General features: G+C 71.8%; 15 protein-coding genes and 1 pseudogene. 8 read left to right on the top strand and 8 right to left on the bottom strand.

All coding sequences use genetic code 11. The annotated features are described in order from the left end of the window. Positions 1–4 precede the first annotated feature (4 nt). From AB0I79_RS24260 to AB0I79_RS24245, 4 genes and pseudogenes are all read left to right on the top strand, one after another. A pseudogene (locus AB0I79_RS24260) lies at positions 5–1,875 on the top strand (glycoside hydrolase family 15 protein). 98 nt (positions 1,876–1,973) lie between these two features. Next, positions 1,974–3,347: a xylan 1,4-beta-xylosidase gene (locus AB0I79_RS24255; protein WP_357876510.1), complete on the top strand. Its 1,374-nt coding sequence runs from the start codon at positions 1,974–1,976 to the stop codon at positions 3,345–3,347. Between the two features lie 236 nt (positions 3,348–3,583). Then, entirely contained in the window at positions 3,584–4,279 is a 696-nt protein-coding gene (locus AB0I79_RS24250; RefSeq protein WP_357876508.1) for a DUF2271 domain-containing protein, read from the top strand. Between the two features lie 113 nt (positions 4,280–4,392). Then, positions 4,393–5,589, top strand: coding sequence for a ferric reductase-like transmembrane domain-containing protein (locus tag AB0I79_RS24245; protein ID WP_357876506.1), 1,197 nt, complete (start codon positions 4,393–4,395; stop codon positions 5,587–5,589). 2 nt (positions 5,590–5,591) lie between these two features. On the opposite strand, the gene AB0I79_RS24240 is transcribed toward AB0I79_RS24245, so the two are convergent. From AB0I79_RS24240 to AB0I79_RS24230, 3 genes are read right to left on the bottom strand one after another with little or no spacing between them, the layout of a single operon-like run. Next, the gene (locus AB0I79_RS24240; RefSeq protein ID WP_357876504.1) at positions 5,592–6,728 is read right to left on the bottom strand and encodes a mandelate racemase/muconate lactonizing enzyme family protein; all 1,137 of its coding nucleotides are present in this window, start codon (positions 6,726–6,728) and stop codon (positions 5,592–5,594) included. Further along, positions 6,725–7,630 (bottom strand): dihydrodipicolinate synthase family protein, encoded by a 906-nt coding sequence (locus AB0I79_RS24235; RefSeq protein WP_357876502.1) that lies wholly within the window; start codon positions 7,628–7,630, stop codon positions 6,725–6,727. The genes AB0I79_RS24240 and AB0I79_RS24235 overlap by 4 nt, the downstream gene beginning before the upstream one ends. A gap of 6 nt (positions 7,631–7,636) precedes the next feature. Continuing rightward, positions 7,637–8,968, bottom strand: coding sequence for an MFS transporter (locus AB0I79_RS24230; protein WP_357876500.1), 1,332 nt, complete (start codon positions 8,966–8,968; stop codon positions 7,637–7,639). A gap of 279 nt (positions 8,969–9,247) precedes the next feature. Here AB0I79_RS24230 and AB0I79_RS24225 point away from each other — a divergent pair, with 279 nt between their 5' ends. The 3 genes from AB0I79_RS24225 (at position 9,248) to AB0I79_RS24215 (ending at position 11,813) form a co-directional block, all read left to right on the top strand. Beyond that, positions 9,248–9,916 (top strand): GntR family transcriptional regulator, encoded by a 669-nt coding sequence (locus AB0I79_RS24225; RefSeq protein ID WP_357876498.1) that lies wholly within the window; start codon positions 9,248–9,250, stop codon positions 9,914–9,916. A gap of 82 nt (positions 9,917–9,998) precedes the next feature. Further along, positions 9,999–10,793 (top strand): ion transporter, encoded by a 795-nt coding sequence (locus AB0I79_RS24220; protein WP_357876496.1) that lies wholly within the window; start codon positions 9,999–10,001, stop codon positions 10,791–10,793. Between the two features lie 48 nt (positions 10,794–10,841). Then, positions 10,842–11,813, top strand: a complete 972-nt coding sequence (locus AB0I79_RS24215; protein WP_357876494.1) for a sporulation protein — start codon at positions 10,842–10,844, stop codon at positions 11,811–11,813. A gap of 132 nt (positions 11,814–11,945) precedes the next feature. On the opposite strand, the gene AB0I79_RS24210 is transcribed toward AB0I79_RS24215, so the two are convergent. The 4 genes from AB0I79_RS24210 to AB0I79_RS24195 all read right to left on the bottom strand — a co-directional run bounded on the left by AB0I79_RS24210 (position 11,946) and on the right by AB0I79_RS24195 (position 16,798). Continuing rightward, entirely contained in the window at positions 11,946–13,124 is a 1,179-nt protein-coding gene (locus AB0I79_RS24210) for an MFS transporter (RefSeq protein WP_357876492.1), read from the bottom strand. 100 nt (positions 13,125–13,224) lie between these two features. Further along, a complete protein-coding gene (locus AB0I79_RS24205; RefSeq protein WP_357876490.1) occupies positions 13,225–15,027 on the bottom strand; it encodes a DUF2264 domain-containing protein in 1,803 nt (600 codons plus the stop codon). A 64-nt stretch (positions 15,028–15,091) separates the two neighbouring features. Continuing rightward, positions 15,092–16,570 (bottom strand): Nramp family divalent metal transporter, encoded by a 1,479-nt coding sequence (locus AB0I79_RS24200; protein WP_357876488.1) that lies wholly within the window; start codon positions 16,568–16,570, stop codon positions 15,092–15,094. Between the two features lie 63 nt (positions 16,571–16,633). After that, positions 16,634–16,798, bottom strand: coding sequence for a hypothetical protein (locus AB0I79_RS24195; protein WP_357876486.1), 165 nt, complete (start codon positions 16,796–16,798; stop codon positions 16,634–16,636). A 500-nt stretch (positions 16,799–17,298) separates the two neighbouring features. On the opposite strand from AB0I79_RS24195, the gene AB0I79_RS24190 reads away from it, so the two are divergent. Next, positions 17,299–17,751 carry a hypothetical protein gene (locus AB0I79_RS24190; protein ID WP_357876484.1) on the top strand — a complete coding sequence of 151 codons (453 nt, stop codon included), beginning with the start codon at positions 17,299–17,301 and terminating at the stop codon, positions 17,749–17,751. A gap of 112 nt (positions 17,752–17,863) precedes the next feature. Here AB0I79_RS24190 and glgC read toward each other — a convergent pair whose 3' ends face one another. Further along, positions 17,864–19,099: a glucose-1-phosphate adenylyltransferase gene (gene glgC / locus AB0I79_RS24185; protein ID WP_185103078.1), complete on the bottom strand. Its 1,236-nt coding sequence runs from the start codon at positions 19,097–19,099 to the stop codon at positions 17,864–17,866. Between the last annotated feature and the right edge of the window lie 137 nt (positions 19,100–19,236).

Raw genomic sequence — 19,236 nt, 5'->3', positions numbered from 1 at the left:
CCCGATGCTGCCGCGCCCGCGACTCAGGGACACCCTCCGCGTTCCATCCCGTGGGCCTGGGGCACTAGACGGGCCAGGGGGTGGACCGATGCGGATCGAGGACTACGCGCTGATCGGCGACATGCACACCGCCGCCCTCGTGGGCAGCAACGGCTCCATCGACTGGCTGTGCCTGCCCCGGTTCGACTCGGCGGCCTGCTTCGCCGCGCTGCTCGACGAGCCGCGCGCGGGCCGGTGGCTGCTGGCCCCCGCCGACGGTCGCGCCACGGCCGAGCGCCGCTACCGGGAGGACACGCTGATCCTGGAGACGACGTGGGAGGCGGACGGCGGGTGCGTGCGGGTGCTCGACTTCATGCCGCCGCGCGTGGAGGCGCCCGACGTCGTGCGCATCGTCGAGGGCGTGCGCGGCCGGGTCGAGATGCGTACGGAGCTGGCGCTGCGCTTCGACTACGGCAGCGTCGTGCCCTGGACCCGCCAGGACGGCGGGGAGCTGGCGGCGGTGGCCGGCCCCGACTCGGCCTGGCTGGACGCGCCCGTGCCGCTCGACGAGAGCGCGGGCACCACCACGGCGAGCTTCGCCGTCTCGGCCGGCGACCGGCTGCCGTTCGTGCTGACCTGGCAGCAGTCGTGGCTGCCCCGCCCCGCCAGGGTGGACGCCTTCACCGCGCTGGACGACACCGAGCGCACGTGGACCGGCTGGTTGCGCGACTGCGCGTACCGGGGAGGCCACAGGTACGGCGAGGCCGTGCGGCGCAGCCTGCTCACCCTCAAGGCGCTCACCTACGCGCCCACCGGCGGCCTGGTCGCCGCGCCCACCACGTCGCTGCCCGAGGAGATCGGCGGCACCCGCAACTGGGACTACCGCTACAGCTGGCTGCGCGACGCGTCGTTCACGCTGCGCGCCCTGCTGGGGGCCGGATTCGAGGACGAGGCCAGGGCCTGGCGCGACTGGCTGCTGCGCGCGGTCGCGGGCGACCCGGCCGACCTGCAGATCATGTACACGCTCGACGGCACCCGCCGCATCCCCGAGTGGCGGGCGGACTGGCTGTGCGGCTACGAGAGCTCCCGTCCCGTACGCATCGGCAACGCCGCGTACGCCCAGGTCCAGCTCGACGTCTACGGCGAGGTGCTGGACTGCCTCTACCAGGGCAGGCAGGCCGGCCTCCACCACGACGACGCCGCCTGGGACCTGCAGCGCCGCCTCATGGACTACCTGGAGGGTCACTGGCGCGACCCCGACCACGGCCTTTGGGAGATCCGCGGCCCCCGCCGCCACTTCACCCACTCCAAGATCCTCGCCTGGGTCGCCGCCGACCGCATGGTCCGCACCGCCGAGTCGGGCGACCACGCGGGACCCGCCGACCGGTGGAAGGCGCTGCGCGAGGAGATCCACCGCGAGGTGTGCGAGCACGGTTACGACCCGGAGCACAACACGTTCACCCAGTTCTACGGCTCGCGCGGGGTGGACGCGGCGCTGCTGCTCATCCCCAGGCTCGGCTTCCTGCCGCCGTCCGACCCGCGCGTGTCGGGCACCGTCGAGGCCGTGCGGCGCGAGCTCGGCAGGGACGGCCTGGTGCTGCGCCACCGCCACGACCTGGACAACCTCGACGAGCTCACCGGCGGCGAGGGCACGTTCCTGGCCTGCTCGTTCTGGCTGGCCGACGCGCTGGCGCTGCTCGGCAGGGGCGAGGAGGCGCGCGAGCTGTTCGAGCGGCTGCTGAGCTGCGCAACGACGTCGGGCTGCTGTCGGAGGAGTACGACACCGCCCACCGCCGCCAGGTCGGCAACTTCCCCCAGGCCTACAGCCACCTGGCCGTCGTCAACACCGCCGCGGCGCTGGACCCTGATTCCGCGGCCTCGAACACTGAACGATAACGATTACCTGTGAAAGTCGTCCCCCAATATGTCCGCCTTAGCCGGTGCATGGAACGCTACGAGCGGCATGCACAGAGTTGGGATCGGGTGAGAATCGGGTGGCAACGACTAGCGGGGGATCGTTCTGGCGCAGGCTCGGCCGGGTGATGGGGGTCACCGCGACGGCCGTGATCATGGCCGGTTGCGGCACCATGGGCGGGACACAGCAGGGACCGCCGGCGCCGCAGCAGACCAGCGCCGCGCCGCAGACGCAGGCCGCGAGCCCGGCGGTGACCCCGCCGAAGGTGGACGAGGGCTGGCCCCGCTGGGGCTTCACGCACACGGGCGTCAGCGCCAACAACGTCACCCGCGAGTTCGAGCAGGTCGTGGCCGGCCGGCTCGCCCGGACGCCGATGCTGCAGAACCAGCACATCATGGGCTTCGGCGCGCTGAACCCCGAGCCGTACCCCGGGCAGTACTTCTGGGAGGACCTCGACAGCCGCATGAATGTCATGCGGCAGTCCAAGGCCACACCGGTGATCACGCTGTGCTGCGCGCCCGACTGGATGAAGGGCGGCCCCGAGGGCCCCACGGCGGACTCCGCCTGGGCCGAGCACCTGGAGGACGCGCCGTACCCCGAGTTCTTCGACGAGTTCGCCAAGCTGTCGGCGACGGTCGCCCAGCGGTACAAGGACGTCAAGTACTTCATGGTGTGGAACGAGTTCAAGGGCTTCTGGAAGGACCACTCCAAGCCCGCGGACTACAAGGGCTACACCGAGATGTACAACAAGGTCTACGACGCCGTGAAGAAGGTCCGGCCCGACGCCCAGATCGGCGGCCCGTATCTCGGCTTCGACAGCAACGCCGGCGGCGACACGGAGCTGCGCGGCGACTGGGGGGTCGTCAACCAGAACGTGCTCGACGCCTTCACCTACTGGTTCGAGAACAAGAAGGGCGCCGACTTCATCGTCGTGGACGGCGCCTCCGTCACCGACGCGCACGAGCTGCTGCCTGACGAGTTCGGCGCGGTGGCCAAGTTCGCCGACATCACCAAGTGGCTGCGGGAGAAGACCGGCGACATGCCGATCTGGTGGTCGGAGTGGTACTACGAGCCCGAGGACGGCAGCACGAACTGGGCGGAGCCCAAGCGCCTGGCCGTGCAGGCCGCCTCCATGATCGCGTTCGTGACCAGCGGCGCCGCCACCGCGCTCTACTGGAACCCGCAGGCCAAGGAGGGCGCGTGCCGGGGCTGCCTGTGGGACCCCAAGAGCGGGTCGGAGACGAAGACGGGGCAGCTCCTGGAAAACTTCGTCACGTGGTTCCCCGCCGGTGCGCAGCTCGACGACGTCACCTCCTCCGAGCCCAAGGTCAAGGTGCTGGCCCAGCCGGAGCAGCTCCTGCTGGTCAACACCACCGACGGCGACGTCACCACGACCGTGGACGGCAAGGAGTACACGCTCAAGGCGTACGAGATCAAGTGGAGCGGCCGCTGACCGTCCCGCACCGGGGGAGCGGCCGTCAGTCGGCGGCGGTTCCTCGAGCGGCGGTTTCCCGAGCTGCCGTTCCCCGAGTGGCCGACGGCTCCGGGTGGCCGGCGGCCGGCCGCTTGCGCCGCGCTCCCTGCTGCTGACCGGATCCGGGGCGAGCCGCGGTCCTTCACACCGTTTTTCGGGTGATCTTCCTAGGCTGTCCCCGCAAGTCCGGCTTCGGGGGAAGGAAGCGTGCGGCCATGCCCGACAGGTCCATCCGGCTCGTGGTGCCGATCGTCGTGATCAGCGGGGTCGCGGCCGCCGCGACAGGGGCCGAGCTCCTGTACGGCCGGTCGGCCACGCCCCCGGCGGTGGCCGCGCCGGCGCCCGGCGGGCCCGTCCCCGCCGAGGAACGGGCGGCGGAGACGCTCGGCCTCGTCCGCGTCGACTACCGTCTGACCCGGCTGCCCCAGCATGCCAGCAACCAGCTCGCGGTCTGGATCGAGGACGCGGACGGCCGTTACGTCCGCACGCTCTTCGCCACCAGCTACACCGCCAACGGCGGCTACGTGCGGCGGCCGATGTCGCTGCCGCTGTGGCGCGAGAAGGCGAGCTGGGAGGCCGCAACGGAGGCGGAGGTCCAGAGCGCGAGCCGGCCCGCGCAGGAGAGCGGCGCGCACTCCCTCTACTGGGACGGCACCGACAGGAACGGCCGTCCCGTGCCCGCCGGGACCTACCTCTACCGGGTCGAGGGCAACCTCCTGTGGGAGAACCGCGTGCTGTTCACCGGCTCGATCACGCTGGGCGAAGCAGCGGACTCCTCGGCGGCCCGCGCCGAGTACCTGCCCGAGGCGGCCAGGGCGGAAGGCGAGATGATCGCGGACGTCCGGGCCGCGTTCCTGCCCGGCGAGCCGCTGGACCCCGCGCTGGTGACGACCTTCACCCGGGGCTCGTGATGCCCTCGCCGCACGCGAACGGGGCGGGCGGGCGCCTCTCGCGCAGGGCGGGCGGGCGGCTATCGCGCGGAGCGCGGCGGGGCGGCAGGCGGCGCCCGCGCGGGGTGCGGCCGTTGCGGTCGCGCCGGCTGGTGGCCGCGATCGGCCTCACCGCGCTCCCGTTCGCCTACCCCCTCTTCCGCCTCGACCTGGTCGGCGGCCCGCTGCCCGGCACGGCGGGCGTCATCGGCATGCTGGGCGCCCTCGCCCTGTGGTGGCAGGTGCTGCTCGGCGCCCGCCAGGTGTCCGGGTGGTTCAGCGCCGACCGGGGCAGGATCGTCACGGCCCACGCCTGGCTGGGCGCGAGCGGCGGCTTCCTCGTCCTGCTCCACCCGCTCCTGGAGATGGTCGCCGACCGGCACGGCCTGCCCTACCTCGTGCTGCCCGACTTCACCTGGGTCGAGTCCACCTACACCTCGCTGGGCCGCCTGGCGCTGCTGCTGTTCGTCCTGCTCTGGCTGAGCAGCACGCTCCTGCGCGCCATCACCCGCCACCGGCTCTGGCAGCGCGTCCACTACCTGTCGTATCCCCTCGTCGGCCTGGTGTTCCTGCACGCGTACGGGATCGGCACGTTCCTGGCCGAGCTGCCGTGGCTGCGGGCGTACTGGCTGGCGCTGGCGGCCGCCTTCGCCGGGGTGGCCGGGTGGCGGCTGGTCAGCCCGCTGCGCGCCAGGCGGTACCGGCTGGCGGGCGCGGAGCGGGTCGCCGGCGGCGTGACCGTCTACAGCCTGCGGGGCAGGGGGATCCGGCCGCTGCCCGGCCAGTTCTGCCACCTGCGCACCACGACCATGGAGCGGTCGCACCCCTTCAGCGTGGTGCGGGCGCAGGACGGCGAGCTGGTGTTCGCGGTGAAGGACGCGGGCCCGTTCACCGCACGCCTGCGCGCGCTGCCCGTGGGGGCGACGGTGCTGGTGGACGGCCCGTACGGCACGTTCACCCGCGAGGCCCAGCTCGGCGAGCGGCCGCCGGTGCTGGTGGCGGGCGGGATCGGGGTCACCCCGTTCGTGGAGCTGGCCGTGCGCCGCCCGGACGCCGTGCTCTTCCACGCCACCCGCCACCCGATGGACCTCACCCGGCACCTCGGCCCCCGCTACCGCCCCGCGCACCCCGGCGGGGAACGCCTCACCGCCGCCCGCATCACCCGCGACGCTCCCGGGGACGCCGCGTACTTCGTCTGCGGCGGCCCCGGGTTCGTGGCGGGGATGGTCAAGGAGTTGCGGGCGCACGGCGTCCCGGCGGGCCGGCTGTTCAGCGAGCGCTTCGAGTGGTGAGCTCAGACGTAACCGGTCGAGCCGTCCGGGCGGATCGGCAGCACGCGCTCCCAGCGTACGTAGTCGTCGGTGCCCAGCACCGACTCGTCGATCTCCACCCCCCAGCCGGGCCGGTCGGGCCGCAGCTCCAGGTAACCGTCCACCGGCAGGTACGGGTCCGGGCACCAGGTGGTCTCGCACGGCTTGTACTCGACCAGCTTGAGCCCGTGGTGCGCGGCGGCGAAGTGCACGTTCACGGCCGTCGCCAGCGGTCCCATCGGGTTGTGCGGGGCCACGCTCGCGTAGTGCGCCTCCGCGATCGTGGCGATCCTGCGCATCTGCGCCAGCCCGCCGACCACGCACACGTCCGGCTGCACGATGTCGGCGCCGCCGGCCGTCAGCAGGGCCAGGAAGTCCTGCGGCAGGAACAGCGACTCGCCGGTGGCCAGCGGCACGTCGAGCTGTGAGCGCAGGTGCCCCCAGGCCGGGATGTACTCGGGTCTGATCGGCTCCTCGAACCACAGCGGGTCGTACGGGGCCAGCGCGTTGCCGAGCTGGATCGCCTGGCGCGGCTCGAAGATGCGGGCGTGCGCCTCGAAGGCGAACTCCCACTCCGTCGGGTGGATCGAGCGGATCTCGGCGAAGTAGCCGGCCGCCTCCTTGACCACGTTGCCCCAGCGGCCCGCGTACAGGTCGCGGCGGTACGGGCTGAGCTTGAAGGCGGTGAAGCCGTACCGCTCATGCAGCTCCTGGGTGAGGTCGCGGCAGGCGGGCGGGTCCGGCGCGGTGTAGACGCCGCAGTAGACGGGCACGCGGTCGCGGACGTTGCCGCCGAGCAACATGTAGACCGGCAGCCCCGCCGCCTTGCCCGAGATGTCCCACAGGGCCTGGTCGATGGCCGCGATGGCGGCCAGCCCGATCGCGCCCGGCGGGAACCGCGCCTCCTGCAGCAGGCGCCGCACGACGTACTCCACCCGCCGCGGGTCCACGCCCTCGATCTGCTGGAACATGTACTCCAGGACGGGGATCAGCGCGTGGTCGGGCCCGTGGTTGTACGCCTCGCCCCAGCCGGACACCCCCTCGTCGGTCTCCACCTTCACCAGCAGGCGCGGGCGGACGTCCACCCGCTGCATGTACGTACGCAACGCGGTGATCTTCATGCTGCTCCCTCCTGCCAGGCGGCCAGGATCGCGGCCACCTCCTCCCGTACGGCGGCCGGCAGCGCCCGGCTCGGCGGGCGCACGTCGCGGCGGCAGAGCCCGAGCTGCGCCAGGGCCTCCTTGACCACCGCCACGTTGTCGGCCGAGGAGTCCGCGCCGCGCAGCTCCTCGAACCGCCTGATCAGCTCCCACACCCGCATCGCGGCGGCGTACTCGCCGGCCCGCAGCGTGTCGCGCATGCGCAGCGTCAGCTCCGGCGCCGCGGTGACCAGCCCGGAGGTGAAGCCGCGGGCACCGACCGCCCAGTACGCCGGCGTGTACGGCTCCGCCAGCCCGCACAGCCACGCGAACCGCTCCAGCCCGGCATCCCGCGCCACCGAGGCGAACCTCACCGGATCGGGCACCGCGTACTTGACGCCGACCACGTTCGGGCACGCCTCGCCCAGCCGCGCCACCTCCTCGCCGGTGATCCGCGGGCTGCGGATGTAGGGCACCACGCCCAGGTCGGGCACGGCCTCGGCGATCTGCCGGTGGTAGTCCACCCAGCCCTCGGCCGCCACGTACGGGTGCACCGGCTGGTGCACCATCACCGCGCGGGCGCCGTGGTCGCGCGCGTGCCGGGCGGCATCGGCCGCCGAGAACGCGTCCAGCCCGACCCCGGCCAGCACGATCGCGCCGTCACCGGCCGCCGCCACCGTGGACTCCAGGACGCGGCGCCGCTCGTCCGGCGTCAGCGCGTAGAACTCGCCGGTGTTGCCGTTGGGTGTGATCACCTTCACGCCCGCGCCGATCAGCCGGCGCACCAGCGCGGCGTTCGCGTCGAGGTCGACGGCGCCGCCCGCGTCGAAGGGCGTCACGGTGACGGCCGCCACGTCGTTCAGGATCTCGGTCAGGGACTGCACCTCTGCTCAACCTCTGCTCTCTGCGGGGATGTTCTCGTTCAGCGGCCGGACCTTCACCACGAAGCCGTAGATCAGCGTGCCCAGGATGGCCATCACCCCGGCGAACAGCATCGGCCCCGTGTACGAGTTGCCGCTCATCGTCAGGAAGAACCCGATGAGGATCGGGCTGATGATGTTGCCGATCTGCGAGCCGAAGTTCTGGAAGCCGGCGACCGAGCCGACCACCGAGGGGGCTGGGGCGACCTCGGCGGGCAGGCTGAGGATGGCGGCGCCGGCGAAGGAGTGGGCGCAGTTGCTGATCGACAGCAGCACCAGCACGGCCACGTTCCCGTCCACGAACGTGGTCAGCGCGATCGTCGAGGCCAGCAGCATGCCGGTGATGATGGGCAGCTTGCGGGCGCGGGAGATGGGCACGCCGCGGCGTACCAGCCAGTCGGAGAACGCGCCGCCCGCGATCGTGGCGCCCACCGCCAGCAGCGACGGGATCGAGCCGAACACGCCCAGCTCCAGGATCGTGAAGCCGCGGTCCTCGACCAGGTAGCTCGGGTACCACGTGAGGAAGAACGCGCCGGTCGCCGAGCGGCAGATGTAGCCGAGCACCAGCCCCCAGACTGTGGGGTAGCGCAGCAGCTCCACCCAGCGCATCCGCGGCCCGCTCTCGGGCACGGCGGCGTCGCCGCCTTCGATGTAGTCGAGCTCGGCCTGGGAGATGCGGGGATGCTCCCGGGGCGAGCGGTAGATCATCCACCAGCCGATCACCCAGACCAGGCCGGCCAGGCCGATCACGACGAACGCCGCGCGCCACCCGAAGGCGGCGATCAGCGCGGTGACCACCGGTACGGACAGGGCCACGCCGACCTGCTGCCCGGTGTCGAACAGGCTGGAGGCCAGCGCCCGCTCCCTGCGCGGGAACCAGGTGGCGACCACCTTGATGTTGGCCGGCTGCACGGGGGCCTCACCGATGCCGAGGCCGAGCCGGGCCACCAGCAGCGTGCCGACGCCGTGGGCCAGGGCCGTCGCGGCCGTCCACAGCGACCACCACACGACGGCGATCGGGTAGATGAGGCGGGGGCCGAAGCGGTCGAGCAGCCACCCGGAGGGGAGCTGGAAGATCGCGTACGTCCAGAAGAACGAGCTGAGCAGGATCCCTTTCGTGGTCTGGTCGAAGCCCAGGTCGTCCTGCATGTAGGTGCTGGCGACGCTGAGGGCGGAGCGGTCGAGGTAGGCGATGGTCAGGCCGAGGCCCGACAGCGTGATGATCGTCCAGCGGAGCCGGGACCGTGCGCGTCGCGCGGTCGCGGGCACGGCCGGGGCGGGTGTTGCGGAGTTAGACTGCATTCGAGCTCCAGGCTGCAGGTCAGTGCAGTGGCCACGCCGGACCGCCGGCTCGCGAGCCCGCCGGCCGCCGCGCCAACGGCGTCCTGACGGGGATCCGTCCGGTCCGGGGTGTGCGATGAACGGAGCCGTCTTCGCCGGTGTGGTCCGTGGCCGCGGGCCACACCGGACGGCTCGGGTTACGGGCCTCCTCAGGTGAGTTTTCCTCAAGTCCTAATTCACGCGACTGTAACGCAAGACAGTGGTCATATACGAGATGCGATGTACGATATCTTTCATCTCATGAGTGAGGTCATGGCGTCCCCGGTCTTCTCCGGCCAGCCCAAGTCGCTGTCCTCGCGGGGCACGGTCGTCCTGGAGGCGATCAAGCACGCGATCCTGACCGGCGCGCTCCCGCCCGGCCGCCAGCTCGTCGAGACCGAGCTCGCCCAGCAGCTCGGCGTGTCGAAGACACCCGTGCGCGAGGCGCTCAAGACGCTGGCGGGCGCCGGCCTGGTGACGATGAGCGAGTACAAGGGCGCCACCGTGCGCACGGTGGACGACGCGCTGATGGAGTGGGTCTACGACCTGCGCCTGCTGCTGGAGCCCGAGGCCGTCACCCGCACGGTCGAGCGCGGGGCCGACCTGGGCGCGGCCGCCGAGGCCCTGCGCCGCGCCGACACCGCCGCCGACCGCGCCGACCGCAGCCTGGCCAACCGCGACTTCCACCGCGCCCTCTACGCGGGCTGCGGCAACCCGCTGCTCGTCAGCACCCTCGACTCGCTGCGCGACCAGACCGCGCTGATCTCCGCGGCGGCCTGGGGACGCGTGCCCACCTGGGAGGCGGAGGCCGACGAGCACCGCGAGATCCTGCGGGCCGCCGAGTCGGGCTCCGCCGCCGAGGCCGCGCGGCTGCTGCGCGCGCACGTGTGCCGGTTCGTCGAGCGGGTCAGGGAGAGCGGCGGCCTGTGATCCGCATCTCAGCCTGATCTTTGCCGGGGGCCGGGGCCCGGCGCGTCCCTACGATGATCAACGATCATTCGGAGGGAGTTCGTTGTCTGGGCAAGAACGCGTTCGGGCCATCCTGGAGAGCCGTCTCGTGCAGCGGGCGGTCATCCTGGTCATCGTCGTCAACGCGATCACCATCGGCTGCGAGACCAGCGCGTACCTGATGCAGCGGGCCGGCGGCCTGCTGCACGCCATCGACCGGGTAGCGCTGGCCGTCTTCACCGTGGAGCTGGCCGCCCGCCTGTACGCCTACCGCAGGGCGTTCTTCAAGGACCCCTGGAACTGGTTCGACGCGATCATCGTCGTCGTCGCGCTCATCCCGGCCTCCGGCCCCACGTCCGTGCTGCGCGCCCTGCGCATCCTGCGGGCGCTGCGGCTGGTCTCGGCCGTGCCCAGCATGCGCCGCGTGGTCGGCGCGCTGCTGGCCGCCGTGCCCGGCATGGCCTCCATCATCGGGCTGCTGGTGCTGATGATCTACATCGCGGCGGTCATCGCCACCAAGCTGTTCGGCGACATCGTGCCCGAGCGCTTCGACGAGCTGCCGCGCTCGCTGTTCACGCTGTTCCAGATCATGACCGGGGACGACTGGGGGAACGTCGCCCAGGAGGTCATGGAGGAGAAGCCGTGGGCGTGGCTCTTCTTCATCGTCTACATCCTCATGTCCACGTTCGTGGCGCTGAACCTGTTCATCGCGGTCGTGGTCAACGCCATGAACGAGGAGGGCGAGGCGCCGCCGGAGCTCGAATCGGTCAAACAGGAGCTCGCCGCGGTGAACGCCAAGCTGGACCAGCTTCTTGTGCGTGAGCGCCAGGAGGAACTCCGCCCCGCGGCCGATCGTTGACGCGGGCGTCACACGTTTCGATCTTCGTTCGACAGGAGAACAAGAGCCGTGGTCTTCAAGAGGATGCTGGGTGCGCTCGGGGTCGGCGCGCCATCGGTGGACACCGTCCTGTCCACGCCGCGTACCCGGCCGGGCGGCACGCTGGAAGGAGAGGTACGGCTCAAGGGCGGCGACTTCGACGCCGAGATCGAGCACATCACCCTCGGCCTGGTGGCGCGGGTGGAGATCGAGCACGGGGGCGGTGAGGCGGCCGGGCTGAGCGAGTTCGGCAGCCACCGCGTCTCCGGCCCCTTCACCCTCCGCAAGGGCGAGGAGCGTACCGTCGACTTCCGCATCCCGGTTCCGTGGGAGGCCCCGATCAGCGAGATCGCCGGGCAGCCGCTCCGGGGCATGGCCGTGGGCGTGCGTACCGAGCTGGCCATCGCCAAGGCCGTCGACAAGGGCGACCTCGACATGGTGACTGTGGAGCCGCTGCCCTCGCAGTTGCGGATCCTGGAGTCGTTCCTGCAGCTGGGCTTCGCCTTCAAGTCGGCCGACCTGGAGGCGGGACACCTGCGCGGGGTGCGGCAGGAGCTGCCGTTCTACCAGGAGATCGAGTTCTACCCGACCGGGCAGTACGCCGGGCGGGTGGGCGAGGTGGAGGTCACCTTCGTCGCCGACCCGCAGGGGCTGGAGGTGGTGCTGGAGGCCGACAAGCGCACCGGCCGCTACTCCTCCAGCGACGCCATCGGCCGCTTCCACGTCAGCCACGAGGACGCGCTGCGTGCGGACTGGGCGAGCGATCTGGGGCGCTGGCTCGACAGCCTCTCCCAGTACGGCGGCCACCACCACGGCAGCCACGGCAGCCACGGCCACTACGGCCACCACGACGAGCACCACGGGCGTCACGGCGGGGCCGGGATGGGCATGGTCGTCGCCGCCGGCGCGGCGGGCGTGGTGGGCGGCCTCGTGGCCGGTGAAGTGGTCGAGGAGGTCGTGGAGGAGTTCTTCGAGGGCGGTGACGAGGGCGGCGACTGGTAACCCCCGCCGCTGATCCGGTTCCCGGCCGCGGCCCCGCCCGTGGCCGGGAGCGCCGGGTTGCGGAGGCGCCCGTGGCCGGGAGCGCCGGGTTGCGGAGGCGCCCGTGGCGGGGAGGGGCGGGTTTCGAGGTGGTCAGCCGTCCACGGGCAGGCGGCGGGCGGCCACGCCGGCCCATCCCAGCCCGAGCGCCGTGACCATGAGCACCCCCGCCGCTCCCGCCCCGGCCGCCACCAGCCCCGCAGCCCCCGGCAGGAGGAGTTGTCCGGTCCGGTTGCCGACCAGGCGGAGCGACATCGCGCGGCCGCGCAGCCCGGGCGGCGCCGACTCGGCCAGCCACGACATGGTCATCGGCTGCCCCACCCCCAGCCCGAACCCGAGGACGACCAGCACGGGCACCAGCAGCCACAGCGGCATCGGCAGGGGGGTGACGAGCAGGGCCGCGGCCGCCGCGACCGTGCCGGCGACCAGCAGCCTGCGCCGCCCCAGCGCCCGCGACAGCCGGCCGAGGAAGAAGCGCGACACCATGGAGGCCAGGCCGCGGATGGTCAGCAGCAGGCCGATCGTGCCCGCGGTGAGGCCGTGCTCGGTGCCGAGCGCCGGCAGGTAGACGAGCGTGATGTCCACGGCCGCCAGCACGACGCAGCTCGTGACCAGGGCGTGCGCGAGACCGGGGCGGCGCAGCAGGGCACGCATGCCGCCGGCCGCCTCCCGGTCCGCGGCCTCCGGGCGGGGGCTGCGGGGCAGCGGCGCCGACAGCGCGACGAGCAGCACCGCCAGGCCGCACGACCACAGGAAGATCTGCCCGGTGTCGGGGATCGCCTGGTCGCCGCCGAACGCGGAGATCAGCACCGGCCCGGCCGCCTGCCCCAGCGAGGCCGCGAACGTGTAGCGGCCGAACGCGGTGTCGTGTCCGCCGCGCCCGGTGGTGTTGGCCACCAGCGCCTGCTGGGCGATCACGCAGCCGAGATGTCCCGTGCCGAGCAGGATCCCCGCCGCGATCAGCCCGGGCACCGTGTCGCCGAAGGCCAGGAACGCGGCCCCGGCCGCGGTGAGCGTGAGCGCCCCCGCCACGGCCATGCGCCGCTCGCCGTACCGGTCGGCGGCGTGCCCGGCGGGCAGGGCCAGCAGCAGCGGGGCGATGGCGAAGCTCGCGCCGAGCGCGCCGAGCCACGCCGCGGGCACGTCCAGCTCGATCGCCCGGTACGACATCGTGGGCCGCAGCACGAACGTCACGATCTGTGTGGTGGCCGAGTGGGCCAGCAGCACCGCCATCGCGTAACGCCGGTTCCCCCTGGCTGCTGGTTCGTCCATTTTCGTCCCGTCTTGCCGGAAAATGCTCGTTATAACTTACAAGAGACGAAGATCGGGTCAGGTGGAGCGTGGCAGGCGGGCGCCCGATCGGGCCCGGAGATCACTTCGACAGACCCGAGAACGTCTCGGGAAGGTCGTCGATCGTCCCGTCCGGCCAGGTGATCTCGCGGCCGTCGATCGCCGGCGGCTGCCCGCCGTCGCCGAGCAGGAGCGCGGCGGCGTACCAGCGGCCGGGCTCCGCCTCGCCGGGCGTCGCGCACCACGGGACCAGCGTGCGCTCGCCCAGCGGGGTGGCCGCCACCTCCGTGCCCGACTCGCTCAGCCCTGGACCTCCTGACACCCGCGTGGCGGGGCCGCCCTCGGGCGCGGGCCAGCCGCCCACCCGCAGCCTGCCCGCCTGCCCGGTCAGCCGGGCCAGCCGCACCTCCCACGCCCCGCGCACGACCGACACGACCTCCACCTCGGGCCCGTGCCGCATCGGCGCGCCCGCCCTGGAGTAGCCGTGGTCGGGGCCCGGGCCCTGCTCGCCCCAGTGCGCCCGCCAGCGCGACGACCCGACCAGCGTCCCGGACGGCAGCGCGCGCACGGGACCAGCGGTGAACCCGGTCCTGTGACTGGCACGCCCCTCCTCGTCCAGGACCACCACGGACTGGTCCAGCGGGTCGCCCGCCGTCAGCGGGAACGTGGCCGTCGAGTAGCCCAGCCGCGCGTACAGCGGCGCGTCGGCCAGGTCGGAGCCCGGGTACGAGTGGTCGGTGCCGTGGTTGACCACGCGGACGACGCCGTCCGCCCGGGTGCCGCTGACCAGCCAGCCGGGGGCCCGCACGACCCGGGTGAAGTCGCCCCGCTCCACCGGCAGCGGCTCCTCCACGGCCGTCCACACCGGATGATCGGCCGGCAGCGAGAGCCCGAACAGGCCCTTCGCGGCCCAGTACGGCGAGCCGGGCCCGGAGTAGTCCTGCGCGATCGCCCGGTAGGGGCCGTGCCACCCGAGGGTGAGTATCCCGTCCTCGTCGGGCGCGCCGTGCTCGGCGAAGTGCCGCGCGATGCCGGAGGCGGCCCGGCGCAGCAGCCCGGGTGAGCCGACCCCGGCCCTGGCGCCGACCCAGAACGGCGTGGCGGCGGCGAAGCGGTAGGCCAGGCTGCGGCCCTGGATCAGCGGCGAGCCGTCGGCGCCGACCAGGTGCACGGCGTCGTCCAGGAACCGTTCGAGGCGCGCCAGGTGACGCGGGTCCGGCGCGAGGCCCGCCATCTCGCTCCACAGCAGCGGGTAGAAGTGCAGCGCCCAGCCGGCGTAGTGGTCGTAGGCGCGCTCGGAGCCGTCGGCGTACCAGCCGTCCTCGCGTTCGAAGCTCTCGGCCAGCGCCAGCCCGGCGTCGATGTCCTCCTGCGCGTACGGTCCGCCGACCGAGGCCAGGAACTGCTCCACGACGATCTGGAACCACACCCAGTTGATCGGCGGGTAGCCGGAGCCGACCGCCGGAGCGAGGTAGTCGACCACCTGCTCCCGCACGAGCGGCGGCAGCCGGTCCCACAGCCACGGCCTGGTCAGGTGCAGGACCAGCGCGATGGAGGCGGCCTCCACCTTGGCCTGGCCGTGCTCGTCCAGGCGGACCCAGCGGTCGGGGTGGTGCGGGTCGGTGCCGGCGGCCAGGCCGTCCGCGTACCACTCCATCAGGCCCAGCGGGTCGCGCCCGCCCTCGCCCGCGACCCGGAACCCGGCCGCGAGGAACGTGCGCGCGAAGCCCTCCAGCGCGTCGACGTCGGGGCCGTAGCCGCCGGGCTCGCCGGGGAAGCTGACGCGCGCGTGGGAGGGGGAGGCGTGGCGGCGTGCCGACAGGAGCAGGCGGTCGGCCAGATCGGCCCAGTGCTCCCTGGTCCAGCCCGTGTAGGGGGAGATCATCCCGCCACGGAAGCATGCCATGGCCGCGTGCCACAAGTGGACCCTGAGCGCTGGGGGTGAGGAGCTAGAACGTCACCAGCGGGTCCCCCACGAAGTCGGCGATGAAGTTGACGAAGAAGAACCCGAAGAACAGGAAGTTGAGCACCAGGATGACGTAGTGCCAGGGACGCGGGCGGGCGGGGCGCGGCAGCTTGCTGTTCAGGTACATCAGCAGGAACGGGTAGATCAGCGCCCCCAGGTTCGACATGTTCGCCGACCATTCGACCAGCCCCACCGGCAGCGACTGGAAGATGACGATCGAGATGACGACGAGCAGCAGGAGCATGAACGGGTAGTAGAAGCGCCGCGGGTCGCCCTCGATCAGCCTGCGCAGCCGCGGGCTGGTGGCGTTGGCGGCGTCGGTCGTCACCCGCACCATGGCCTCGAAGATGCCGAGCTGCGTCGAGAAGAGGATCAGCACTCCCACCACGAGCGCGACGTAGAAGGCCACCCGCCCGTACTCGTCGCCGAGCGCGCTGGCCACGAACGTGGGCACGTTCGCCCGCGTGGGCCGCTCGCCCGACATCGTGACGGCCTGCGACATGAGGAGGGTGGGCAGCAGCATGCCGAGGATGGCGCCGACGAAGAACACGCCCCACATGTCCACCATGAGCAGCCGGTACCAGCGCCGCCACAGGCCGCGGTTGCGCTCGTCGTCGGGGAAGGTGACGCCGCTGGCCAGGATCGCGCGCCGCTCGCCGCGCAGCCCCGAGATGTAGCCGACGCGGTGCCCCATGCCGTAGCCCTTGTCGCGGTAGTGCCCCATGACGTACCAGTTCAGGCCGGAGGCCAGCGCGGTGAACCCGGCCAGGGCGCCGAGCTGGGTGGCGGTGATCCCGGCGGGCGGGGCGGCCGGGGTGACGAAGCCGCGGATGCCCTCCCACCACTGGCTGAACGGCACCACGAGCAGGTCCACGGCCAGCAGGGCGAGCAGGACCGTGCTGACCATCACCCAGTTGGCCAGCTCCAGCGCGCGGCTGACGCGGCGGGCGGCGGCGGTGATGAGGAACACCAGCACCAGCAGGCCGATGGCCCAGAACCGCGGCTCGGCGGCGTCGGCGGCCGGCGGGACGCCGTGCACCAGCGCGTACACGCCCTGCCCCGCCGACGCGGCCCAGCCGCCCGCGATGAACGCGAAGATCACGATGAGGACGGACAGCGGCACCCACAACATCCACCCCGGCGGCACCCGCCCCCAGCCGACCACGGGCGTCTCGCCGGTCGCGAGGACGTAGCGGGAGCATTCGACGTTGTAGAACGTCTGCAGCAGCGCCGAGACCAGGATGACCCAGCCGACGCCGACGAATCCGTACTGCCCCACGTTGAGGGGGCCCAGCAGCCACTCGCCGCTGCCGATCGAGATGCCCAGGGCGATCAGGCTCGGGCCGACGGCGTACTTGAACAGTTCCTTGGGGCCGATTCTGGAGACCTTGAAGACCTCCTCCGGCGTGGGCAGGTCGGCGACTTCGAGATCGGGACGGCTGACTCCGAGCGGGTGCGACATGTCACTGCCTCCTGTGGCCCCCAGGGTGATCCCGAAGGGCGAAGGCATCAAGACCCAAAAGCGTCAGGCGTACTGGAGATCGGCCTTGACGATGCGCCCGTCCCCGACCGTGAAGTCGTAGTGCGCCCGCCAGCCTCCGGATCCGCCGGGAGCCCAGTGGACGAGCAGCTTCTGCCCGTCGGCACGCCGCTCGGCGATCGACAGGACCCGCAACGTCCCGCCGATCACCTCGTTGCCGGCCCACTCCCTGATGGCGTCGTGCCCCTCGATGCTCCGGCCGACGTCGACGATCTCGGCGTCCGGGGGCGAAGGAGGCGACCAGGGCGTTCAGGTCGCGGGCGTTCACCGCGTCCACGTACGCCTGCGCCGCCCGGTCCACGCCGGCGACCGGGCCGGAGGTCCCCGCGGCCGGCGGCGACGGGTAGGAGGGCGGCGACGAGTAGGCCGGCGCAGGGGAGGGCGTGCCCGGCTCGGGCGGCGCGCCACAGGCGGCCGCCGCGAGGAACGGGACGAGAGCGACCAGAGCCATTCGACGTGAGTGTTTCCGCATGGCCAGATCATGCGGCTGCGTCGGGGATCACGTCCAAGACCTGCTGTCATAACCGGTGGCTATGGCGCATCGGTGCGACAAAGCGACGAGATGTTCCGGGCGTGGCGTTACGCGACATTACGGGGAGCGCTACGTACAGTCAGAATCGATGTCACGACCGTGACTACAGGGGGAGATCATGAAGAAAGCGCTCATAGCGGCAGGTGGCGCGGTTGCCACCGCCGCCGCACTCGTCGTGCTGGCCACGCCGGCCAACGCCGTCCCGGCCTACTGCAACCTGAGCGTGGGCGACGCCACGCGCACGATGAGCATCGACGTCTGGGGCGTCTATGTCGGCAAGCGCGACGCCGACGCGTGCGAGAGCGACCACGGCCTGGCCCACGACAAGAACGTCAAGGTGGAGGTCGACAAGTGGAGCCACGACAAGTGGACCCACGACAACGGCAACACCTATGACAACGGCAACACCTACGACAACGGCAACAGCTACGACAACGGCCACTGGGGTCACCAGGGCCACGGTCACAGCACCAACTGGGCCTCGCCGCACTGGGGCAACCGGGGCTGGAACCTCGGTGGCACCTGGGGCTCGCGCGGCTACGGCTGGCCGGCCTCGCCTTACCGGTTCTGAGTGGAGGCCGGCCCGGACCGGCTCCGCGACTTAGTCCGGCGTGGTCCCGGGGCACTTCATGTGGCCCGGGACCTTGTCATACCCCCTGACGGGCCCCCGGCGGGGGTACCGCTCATCGATCGACGATCTCGTTCTTCCCGATCACCACGACCCCGCCCCTGGTCAGCGCGAACCGCGTGCGGTCGTAGTCGAGGTCGAACCCGATCCGCGCCCCGTCGGGGATCACCACGTTCTTGTCGATGATCGCCTTGCGCACGATCGCGCCCCGTCCGACCTTGACGTTCTCCATCAGCACGGAGTCCTCCACCAGCGAGTGCGAGTGGAGCACCACTTTGGGCGACAGGATCGACCTGATCGCCGTGCCGCCGGAGACGATCACGCCGGGGGACACCAGCGAGTCGATCGCCCGGCCCACCCGGTCGCCGTCGTTGTGCACGAACTTGGCCGGAGGCAGCGGGTCGTGCCCGGTGAAGATCGGCCACTTGTCGTTGTAGAGGTTGAAGATCGGGTGCGCCGAGATGAGGTCCATGTGGGCCTCGTAGTACGCGTCCAGGGTCCCCACGTCACGCCAGTAGCCGCGGTCGCGCTCGCTGGAGCCGGGCACGATGTTGTTGGCGAAGTCGTACACGTCGGCGCCGCCCGACTTGACCAGCATGGGGATGATGTTGCCGCCGAGGTCGTGCTTGCTGGTCGGGTCGAGCGCGTCCTCCCGCAGCGCGTCGATCATCGACTGCGTCTTGAACACGTAGTTGCCCATCGAGGCGAACACCTCGTCGGGCGAGTCGGCCAGCCCCACCGCGTCCTTGGGCTTCTCCCTGAAGGCCACGATCCGGCGGCCCTCGGGGTCGGTCTCGATCACGCCGAACTGGTCGGCCAGCGACAGCGGCTGCCTGATGGCCGCCACCGTCACGTCGGCGCCGGAGTCCTCGTGCTGCTCGACCATCTGCCGCGGATCCATGCGGTAGATGTGGTCGGCGCCGAACACGATCACGTGCTCCGGCATCTCGTCGTAGATCAGGTTCAGGTTCTGGAACAGCGCGTCCGCGGAGCCGGAGAACCAGCGCGGCCCGAGCCGCTGCTGCGCGGGCACCGGCGTGACGTAGTTGCCCAGCATCGCCGACAGCCGCCAGGTCCGCGAGACATGCCGGTCGAGGCTGTGGTTCTTGTACTGCGTCAGCACGACGATCTTCAGGAAGCCGCCGTTGGCGAGGTTGGACAGCACGAAATCGATGAGCCGGTACATCCCGCCGAACGGCACCGCCGGTTTCGCCCGATCCGCCGTGAGCGGCATGAGCCTCTTGCCCTCTCCACCTGCCAGCACGACCGCAAGCACCCTCCGGGACCTCATGCCCAGGACGCTACCCTCAAATGGCCGATCTATCGACGAAACCCCGCACCGTGAGCTCCTTTCTTGTCCGGTTTTGGGATTCAATGTACGAACCGGGCTTGCCGACCTTGGGCTTGCCGATGTGTTTTTCTTGCCTG

The organism is Nonomuraea sp. NPDC050202 (assembly GCF_040656115.1).
Taxonomy (GTDB): domain Bacteria; phylum Actinomycetota; class Actinomycetes; order Streptosporangiales; family Streptosporangiaceae; genus Nonomuraea.
Note: the sequence above shows the minus strand (reverse complement) of the source record. Positions and strands in the feature narration are given on the sequence as shown.

Coding starts and splice junctions, on each gene's coding strand:
- AB0I79_RS24200 (WP_357876488.1), bottom strand. CDS start 16,570: ATGTCGCACCCGCTCGGAGTCAGCCGTCCCGATCTCGAAGTCGCCGAC.
- AB0I79_RS24250 (WP_357876508.1), top strand. CDS start 3,584: ATGCCCGACAGGTCCATCCGGCTCGTGGTGCCGATCGTCGTGATCAGC.
- glgC (WP_185103078.1), bottom strand. CDS start 19,099: ATGAGGTCCCGGAGGGTGCTTGCGGTCGTGCTGGCAGGTGGAGAGGGC.
- AB0I79_RS24240 (WP_357876504.1), bottom strand. CDS start 6,728: ATGAAGATCACCGCGTTGCGTACGTACATGCAGCGGGTGGACGTCCGC.
- AB0I79_RS24225 (WP_357876498.1), top strand. CDS start 9,248: ATGAGTGAGGTCATGGCGTCCCCGGTCTTCTCCGGCCAGCCCAAGTCG.
- AB0I79_RS24190 (WP_357876484.1), top strand. CDS start 17,299: ATGAAGAAAGCGCTCATAGCGGCAGGTGGCGCGGTTGCCACCGCCGCC.
- AB0I79_RS24210 (WP_357876492.1), bottom strand. CDS start 13,124: ATGGACGAACCAGCAGCCAGGGGGAACCGGCGTTACGCGATGGCGGTG.
- AB0I79_RS24205 (WP_357876490.1), bottom strand. CDS start 15,027: ATGATCTCCCCCTACACGGGCTGGACCAGGGAGCACTGGGCCGATCTG.
- AB0I79_RS24230 (WP_357876500.1), bottom strand. CDS start 8,968: ATGCAGTCTAACTCCGCAACACCCGCCCCGGCCGTGCCCGCGACCGCG.